Source organism: Mycobacterium talmoniae (assembly GCF_001854525.1).
In the GTDB taxonomy this organism is placed as follows: Bacteria; Actinomycetota; Actinomycetes; order Mycobacteriales; family Mycobacteriaceae; genus Mycobacterium; species Mycobacterium talmoniae.
The window spans coordinates 1-7,839 of the sequence record NZ_MLQM01000216.1 but is presented as its reverse complement, the minus strand read 5'-3'; the positions used below and the strand labels follow the sequence as shown (position 1 = coordinate 7,839).

Here is a 7,839-nt window from a genome sequence, read left to right as displayed (position 1 = left end):
CGGCCGGTTTCATCTCGTCGCTGTAGGGGCCGGTGTAGCGCTCCCAGACGCTGACGCCCACCCGGAAGATGGTGTCGGGGTCGTCGACGATCTCGGCGACCCCTTCGAAGGACACGCCGCGCAGGGTGTCGTAGGTGTGGCCGCCCTCGATCAGGAAGCTCACCCGCGGGTCGCGTCGGAGGTTGACCGCCTTCTGCGACTTGGCCTTGGTCTCCAGCCAGATCTCCCCGTCGACCACGCCGTACCACATCGCGGTCAGGTGGGGCTGCCCGTCGCGGCCGATGGTGGCCAGCGTCCCGGTGCGGCTCGTGGCGACGAACTCGGTGATTTCGGCATCGGACATGACGATCTGTGCGCGCTGATTGGTTCCCATGGCGGTCAGTCTGTCAGGCGGTTGCCGCCGACCCGTCAGCGCGTTGACTCTGCGCTGAGGGCGCACTCCACTCGCAAAAGTGCGCCCTGTACGCAGAGTCAGCGGGAAATCCATCACAGGCGCTCGGTGAGCGCATCGGCCGCGGCGAGCAGGTCCGCGGCCCAGCGCGCCCCGGGGCGGCGCCCCATCCGGTCGATCGGCCCGGACACCGACACCGCGGCGATCACGTCGCCGCGGGCGTCGCGCACCGGCGCTGAGACGCTGGCCACACCGGGCTCGCGCTCGGCCGCGCTTTGCGCCCACCCGCGCCGTCGCACCTCGGTCAGCGCCCGGCTGGTGAACTTCGCGGTCGACAGCACGGCCTGCTGGGTGGCGGCGTCGCTGTAGGCCAGCAGCACCTTGGCCCCCGACCCGGCCGTCATCGGCAGCCGCGCTCCGACCGGCACGGTATCGCGCAGCCCCGCAGGTGGTTCCAGCGCGGCGATACAGATCCGCGCGGTGCCCTCCCGGCGATACAGTTGCACGCTTTCGCCGGTGATCTCGCGCAGCCGGGGCAACACCACCGCCCCGGCGGCCAGCAGCGGATCGTTGGCGTGCACCGCCAGTTCGGTGATCGCGGGCCCCACCTGCCAGCGGCCGTCGCCGTCGCGGGCCAGCAGTCGATGCACCTCGAGGCCGGCCGCCAGCCGGTGGGCGGTGGCCCGGGGGAGGCCGGTGCGCTCACACAGTTCGGCCAGCCCGCACGGCGATTCGGCGATCGCGTACAGCACGCCCACCGCTTTGTCGAGGACGCCAATGCCGCTATGCTGTTCCATATACAGATACTAGCGTCTCAGATTATGAGACGGCAAAGATTGTGAGATGGGCATGAACCAGAAGCCACGGACCCTGGCGGAGAAGGTTTGGGACGATCACGTGGTGGCGTCCGGGGGCGGCGCCGAACCCGACCTCATCTACATCGACCTGCATCTGGTGCACGAGGTGACCAGTCCGCAGGCCTTCGACGGACTGCGGCTGGCCGGCCGCCCGGTGCATCGGCCCGATCTGACGATCGCCACCGAGGACCACAACGTGCCGACCATCGACATCGACAAGCCGATCGCCGACCCGGTGTCGCGCACCCAAGTCGAGACGCTGCGGCGCAACTGCGCCGAATTCGGTATCCGGCTGCACCCGATGGGCGACATCGATCAGGGCATCGTGCACATCATCGGCCCGCAACTGGGTTTGACCCAGCCCGGAATGACGATCGTCTGTGGCGATAGCCACACCTCCACCCACGGCGCGTTCGGCGCGATCGCGATGGGCATCGGCACCTCGGAGGTTGAGCATGTGCTGGCCACCCAGACGCTGTCGCTGCGGCCGTTTAAAACCATGGCGGTCAATGTCGACGGGCAGCTGCCGCCGGGCGTCACGGCCAAGGACATCATCTTGGCGGTGATCGCCAAGATCGGCACCGGTGGCGGTCAGGGCTATGTCATCGAATACCGGGGCAGCGCCATCGAATCGTTGTCGATGGAAGCCCGGATGACGATCTGCAATATGAGCATCGAGGCCGGGGCCCGCGCCGGCATGGTAGCCCCGGATGCGACCACCTACGCATTCCTCAAGGGCCGCCCGCACGCCCCGACCGGAGCGCAGTGGGATGAGGCGGTCGCCTATTGGGACCGGCTCCGCACCGATGACGGGGCCGAATTCGACGCCGAGGTCTATCTCGACGCGGCCGAATTGAGTCCGTTCGTCACCTGGGGCACCAACCCCGGGCAGGGCGTGCCGCTGGCCGCGGCCGTGCCCGATCCGGAGCTGATGACCGACGAGGCGCAGCGCCAGGCCGCGGAGAAGGCGTTGGCGTATATGGACCTTGCGCCCGGCATCCCGATGCGCGATATCGCGGTGGACGCGGTGTTCGTCGGGTCCTGCACCAACGGCCGGATCGAGGACCTGCGGGTGGTGGCCGAGGTGCTGCGCGGCCGCAAGGTCGCCGACGGGGTGCGGATGCTGATCGTGCCGGGCTCGATGCGGGTCCGTGCCCAGGCCGAAGCCGAAGGCCTCGGCGAGGTTTTCACCGCCGCGGGCGCCGAATGGCGCCAGGCCGGCTGCTCGATGTGCCTGGGCATGAATCCCGATCAGCTGTCGCCGGGGGAGCGGTGCGCCTCGACGTCCAACCGCAATTTCGAAGGACGACAAGGCAAAGGTGGCCGCACCCACCTGGTGTCTCCGGCCGTCGCGGCGGCCACCGCGGTACGCGGCACCCTGTCCGCCCCGGCCGACTTGAACTGACATAACAGGAGAGGCAGAAATGGAAGCTTTTCGCACCCACACCGGCATCGGCGTTCCGCTGCGCCGGTCCAATGTCGACACCGATCAGATCATTCCGGCCTCCTATTTGAAGCGGGTCACCCGAACGGGATTCGAGGACGGATTGTTCGCCGCATGGCGGTCCGACCCGTCCTTCGTGCTCAATCTCAGCCCCTTTGACCGGGGTTCGGTATTGGTCGCCGGCCCCGATTTCGGCACCGGATCCTCCCGCGAGCACGCCGTCTGGGCGCTGATGGACTACGGCTTCCGGGTCGTGATCTCATCCCGGTTCGCCGACATCTTCCGCGGAAACGCGGGCAAGGCGGGCCTGCTGGCGGCCGAAGTTGCCCAAGATGGGGTGGAACTTCTTTGGAAGCTGATCGAGGGTAGCCCGGGACTGGAAATCACTGTCAATCTTCAAGATCGAAATATCACCGCCGGAACGGTGGTGCTGCCATTCAAGATTGACGACTACACCGCTTGGCGGCTGACCGAGGGACTCGACGATATAGGCCTTACGCTGCGGAAACTCGATCAGATCGAGTCCTTTGAGGCCAGCCGGCCGAGCTGGAAACCGCGGACATTACCGGCGTCCTGACGGGGCTGTCGGGGCCGAATTACCGCCCCCCGCGGGGGTGTTCTCGCTAGCCTGACCACCGGCCAAGGGCGGCAATCGGATTGCCGAAAAGGCTAATAATCCCTCCTGAAATTGCGCGTGGCTCTTGGAAATCAGGCACCCTAGGGTTTACCGTGTGCACTAGTCGGTCCAAAGAGGGCCACTGGTTTCGGAGGGAATGCATGAACAAAGCAGAGCTCATCGACGTACTCACAGAGAAGTTGGGCTCAGACCGTCGGTCGGCGACAGCCGCCGTCGAGAACGTCGTCGACACCATTGTGCGCGCCGTGCACAAGGGCGAAAGCGTCACTATTACCGGCTTCGGTGTGTTCGAGCAGCGCCGCCGCGCGGCGCGTGTTGCGCGTAACCCCCGCACCGGTGAGACGGTGAAGGTGAAGCCGACATCTGTCCCAGCGTTCCGTCCGGGTGCGCAGTTCAAAGCGGTTGTCTCTGGCGCGCAGCGCCTCCCGGCGGAAGGTCCCGCAGTCAAGCGCGGCGTCGTCGCCGGCGGGGCTAAGAAGGCCGCCAAGAAGGCTCCGGCCAAGAAGGCGACCAAGGCTGCGGCGAAGAAGACCGCGGCGAAGAAGGCTCCGGCCAAGAAGGCTGCGGTGAAGAAGGCCCCGGCGAAAAAGGCCGCAGTGAAGAAGGCCCCGGCCCGCAAGGCGGCCACCAAGGCCGTGAAGTCGCCGGCCAAGAAGGCCACCAAGAAGGCCGTCACCAAGGCCCCGGCCCGTAAGGCCACCAAGGCTCCGGCCAAAAAGGCTGCGGTGAAGAAGGCTCCGGCCAAGAAGGCCACCGCTAGGCGGGGCCGCAAGTAGGCAAGGACGACGGCGACACCGTCACAGACACCGATACCCTCCGGGCGGCAGGTCCCCCGGGGGGTATCGGCGTCTCAGCTACCCGTCGTGGTGCTCAGCGCACTGCCGATGTGGTCGGCCGCCACCAGCCGGCCCGCCGATAGCGACAGCACCCAGGTGCTGCCCTTGCGATTACGGGACTTGTCGGGGCGTACACCGTCGCGTTCACACCACCAGGCGATCAGGTCCGGGATCACCTTGCCCTGGGTGCAGATCACCGGGGTGCGGCCCAGGTGCGCGATCTGCTGCACCCGGTGCCGGGCGTGTTTGGGGTTGTCGGCGTAGGCCTCCTCGGTCAGGGTCGGCTCGTTGCAGATGACCACCCCGAGCTCCTCGGCCAGCGGCTCCACCGTCTGATGACAGCGCACCCGGTCGGCGGCATACACATCGGTGGCACCGAACGCGAGCAGCTGCCCGACCAACGCCTCGGCCTGGGCCCGGCCCTTTTTGTCCAGCGGCCGTTTGGTGTCGTCGCCGGAGAACCGCGCCTTGCGGCCCGCCGTGCCGTGCCGGACGATCAGCACCGTCTGGGTGTCGGCGGGGTGTTTGGCGAACCGGCGCAAGATCTTTCGGTCATGGGGGTAGGCGACCTTTTTCATCGCGTCGGACACCGGCAGCCAAGCCAGCTCGTCCACCTCGCAGCCCGGGCTGAATTCGCCGTCGACGCAGTCGGCCGCCCAGTACCGCACCTTTTTGACGCCCCGGTCCAGTGGGTAGCTCACCGCACCGAGCCGCCGACCCAGTCGGGACCGGTAACCGGTCTCCTCGAGCACTTCCCGCACCGCCGTCACCGGTTCGATCTCGCCGGGATCGACCTTGCCCTTGGGCAGCGACCAGTCGTCGTAGCGGGGGCGGTGAATCACCGCCACTTCGACGGACCCCTTACGCGCCGGGCGCCACAGCACCGCACCGGCGGCGTATACGGCGTTATCCGCCGGGGAATTCGCACCCGACGAGGTCTTCTTCGGCACCATCACTCCTGTCGACACGGGCCTCGCACACGGCGGATAGGCGGTGGTGCGTCAGGGGCTGCGGTGCCGCTCCATCAGCGACACCTGATGGTCGCGCACCGTGTGACCGGCCTGCGGTGACGCCGTCCACTGCCCCTCCGGCCCCAGTTCCCAACACCGGGTGGCCGGGTCCAGCGCCGAGGTGAACATGTCGTCGAGCTGCGCGGTCAGTCGCGGGTCTTTGACCTGAACCATCACCTCGACGCGACGGTCCAGGTTGCGGTGCATCATGTCGGCGCTGCCGATCCAGAACTCGTTGATCGCGCTGAAGTGGATGACGCGCGAATGTTCGAGGAATCGGCCCAGAATCGAGCGGACGACGATGTTTTCCGAGAAGCTCGCCACGCCGGGCCGCAGGGCGCAGATGCCGCGGACCACCACCTCGACCCGTACACCGGCCCGTGACGCGCGATACAGGGCGTCGATCACCTGCTCGTCCACCAACGCGTTGAGTTTGAGCCGGATCCGGCCGTTGCCGTTATCGCGGTGTGCGGCAACCTCTTGTTCGATGCGGTCGATGATGCCGGCGCGCACGCCGTGCGGGGCGACCAACAGGTTGCGGTAGGTCTGCTGGCGCGAGTAGCCGGTGAGCGAGTTGAACAAGTCGGTCAGGTCGGCGCCGATATCGGGCGCGGCGGTGAGCAGCCCGATGTCCTCGTAGAGCCGCGCGGTCTTGCTGTTGTAGTTGCCGGTCCCGATGTGGCAGTAGCGGCGGATGGTGGACCCCTCGCGGCGCACCACCAACGCCGTCTTGCAGTGGGTCTTCAAGCCCACCAGCCCGTACACCACATGCACACCCGCCTGTTCCAGCTGCCGGGCCCACCGGATGTTGGCCTGTTCGTCGAACCGCGCCTTGATCTCCACCAGCGCCACCACCTGCTTGCCGGCTTCGGCGGCGTCGATCAGCGCGGTGACGATCGGTGAGTCACCGGAGGTGCGGTACAGCGTCTGTTTGATCGCCAACACATTGGGATCGGCGGCGGCCTGTTCGATGAACCGCTGCACGCTGGTGGAAAACGAATCGTAGGGGTGATGCACCAGCACGTCGCCCTCGCGCAGGGTGGCAAAGATGCTCTTGGGTGTTTCCCGTTCGGCGAACGCCGGATGCGTCGCCGGGACGAAGGTCCGATCTTTGAGCGCCGGACGGTCCAGCCGGTAGATCTGCCACAACGAGGACAGATCCAGCAGTCCGGGCACGTCGATGACGTCGCCGGGATGCACGTCGAGCTCGCGCAGCAGCAACTCGAGCATGTTCTCGGTCATGTCGTCGGACACTTCGAGCCGGACCGGCGAACCGAACCGCCGGCGGGCCAATTCCCGCTCCAGCGCCTGCAACAGGTCCTCGTCGCGGTCCTCTTCGACCTCGAAGTCGGCGTTGCGGGTGATCCGAAACACGTGGTGTTCGACGATTTCGAGGCCCTGGAACAGCACCGGGAGGAAGGCGGCGATCAACTCCTCCATCGGCAAAAAGCGTGCGACGGCGTTGTCGCCTTCGCGTGCGCGCAGTTCGACGAAGCGGTCGACGTTGTCGGGCACCTTCACCCGGGCGAAATGCTGTCCGCCGTCCTCGGGTCGCTTCACGGTGACCGCCAAGTTCAGGCTCAATCCGCTCACGAACGGGAACGGGTGGGCGGGATCGACCGCCAGCGGCGTCAGCACCGGGAAGACCTGGTCGTGGAAGTATTCCGAGAGTTGCTTGCGCTCGGCGTCATCCAGATCCGCCCAGGTGACGATGTGAATGCCCTCCTCGGCGAGGGCGGGCCGCACCGAATCGAGGAAGACCCGGGCGTGCCGGGTGGCGATCTGCTGGGTCTGTTCACCGATGCGGCGCAACTGCTCGCGCGGCGTCAACCCGTCGGCGGACCGGACCGACAAGCCCATCTCGTCGCGGCGTTTGAGGCCGGCGACCCGCACCATATAGAACTCGTCGAGGTTCGAGGCGAAGATCGCCAAAAACTTGGCCCGCTCCAACAACGGCAACGACGTGTCGGCGGCCAGCGCGAGCACCCGGGCGTTGAAGTCCAACCAGCTCAGCTCGCGGTTGAGGTAGCGGTCCTCGGGCAGGGTGTCGTCGGCGCTGGTGGCGGTGGCGGTGGCCGCCGGCGGTGCCGCCGGGGTCGAGTCACCCGGGTGCCACTCGGTCTCGTCGGTGCGCACCTCGACTGCTTCGGTTTCGGTCACCTAGAAATCATTACTCATCACACCGGGGCGCTGCCACCGCTGCGGCGTTAACGTGCGGTGATCGCGCGGGCGGTGGCGGGCCCGACCCCCAGGTTGCGGGCGGCCGCCAGGTCCTCCGGGGTGTCGATATCGCAGCGCAAACCCGGCCAGGCGCCGGTCAGCTCGACCGCGCCGGTGCGCCGGTGCCGTGTCGAGGAGTCCCGTCCGAACCGGGGGTCAAGGGCGGTGCCGAACGCGAACAGCGCCGCGGTACCCGTCCCGTGCCGGTCGGCGACGAAACTGCGCCGATGGGCGCGTGCCGCCACGATCGCCTCGGCCAGTTCCTGACTCTGCAGGGCCGGTAGATCTCCTTGCAGCACAACGAGATTAGGGACCAACGGGGTCAACGCCTGCTCGGCGGCGGCGATCGCGTGGTTCAACGGGTCCGGGCGCCCGTCGGGGGTGGGGTCGACCAGCACCTGCGCGCCGAGCCGCGCCGCCGCCGCTGCGGCGCCATCGTCGGGG

8 protein-coding genes are annotated in these 7,839 nt (G+C 67.5%); 3 read left to right on the top strand and 5 right to left on the bottom strand.

Features of this window, described 5'->3' with window-relative positions:
- The coding region (locus BKN37_RS24505; RefSeq protein WP_071029552.1) for a pyridoxamine 5'-phosphate oxidase family protein at positions 1 to 373 on the bottom strand (373 nt) is incomplete at its 3' end.
- A 113-nt stretch (positions 374 to 486) separates the two neighbouring features.
- A complete protein-coding gene (locus BKN37_RS24500; RefSeq protein ID WP_071029550.1) occupies positions 487 to 1,188 on the bottom strand; it encodes an IclR family transcriptional regulator in 702 nt (233 codons plus the stop codon).
- 46 nt (positions 1,189 to 1,234) lie between these two features.
- Between BKN37_RS24500 and leuC the strand changes: the two genes are divergently transcribed.
- The 3 genes from leuC to BKN37_RS24485 all read left to right on the top strand — a co-directional run bounded on the left by leuC (position 1,235) and on the right by BKN37_RS24485 (position 4,105).
- Positions 1,235 to 2,653, top strand: coding sequence for a 3-isopropylmalate dehydratase large subunit (leuC, locus tag BKN37_RS24495; protein WP_071029548.1), 1,419 nt, complete (start codon positions 1,235 to 1,237; stop codon positions 2,651 to 2,653).
- Positions 2,654 to 2,672: 19 nt separating this feature from the next.
- A complete protein-coding gene (gene leuD / locus BKN37_RS24490) occupies positions 2,673 to 3,269 on the top strand; it encodes a 3-isopropylmalate dehydratase small subunit (protein WP_071029546.1) in 597 nt (198 codons plus the stop codon).
- 200 nt (positions 3,270 to 3,469) lie between these two features.
- Entirely contained in the window at positions 3,470 to 4,105 is a 636-nt protein-coding gene (locus BKN37_RS24485) for an HU family DNA-binding protein (RefSeq protein WP_071029544.1), read from the top strand.
- 74 nt (positions 4,106 to 4,179) lie between these two features.
- Here BKN37_RS24485 and mutT1 read toward each other — a convergent pair whose 3' ends face one another.
- The 3 genes from mutT1 to cofC all read right to left on the bottom strand — a co-directional run.
- Positions 4,180 to 5,118 carry an 8-oxo-(d)GTP phosphatase MutT1 gene (mutT1, locus tag BKN37_RS24480; protein ID WP_071029554.1) on the bottom strand — a complete coding sequence of 313 codons (939 nt, stop codon included), beginning with the start codon at positions 5,116 to 5,118 and terminating at the stop codon, positions 4,180 to 4,182.
- 48 nt (positions 5,119 to 5,166) lie between these two features.
- Entirely contained in the window at positions 5,167 to 7,335 is a 2,169-nt protein-coding gene (locus tag BKN37_RS24475; protein WP_071029543.1) for an RNA degradosome polyphosphate kinase, read from the bottom strand.
- A 47-nt stretch (positions 7,336 to 7,382) separates the two neighbouring features.
- Positions 7,383 to 7,839, bottom strand: a 457-nt coding sequence (cofC, locus tag BKN37_RS24470) for a 2-phospho-L-lactate guanylyltransferase (RefSeq protein ID WP_071029541.1), incomplete at its 5' end; no start/stop codon positions are given.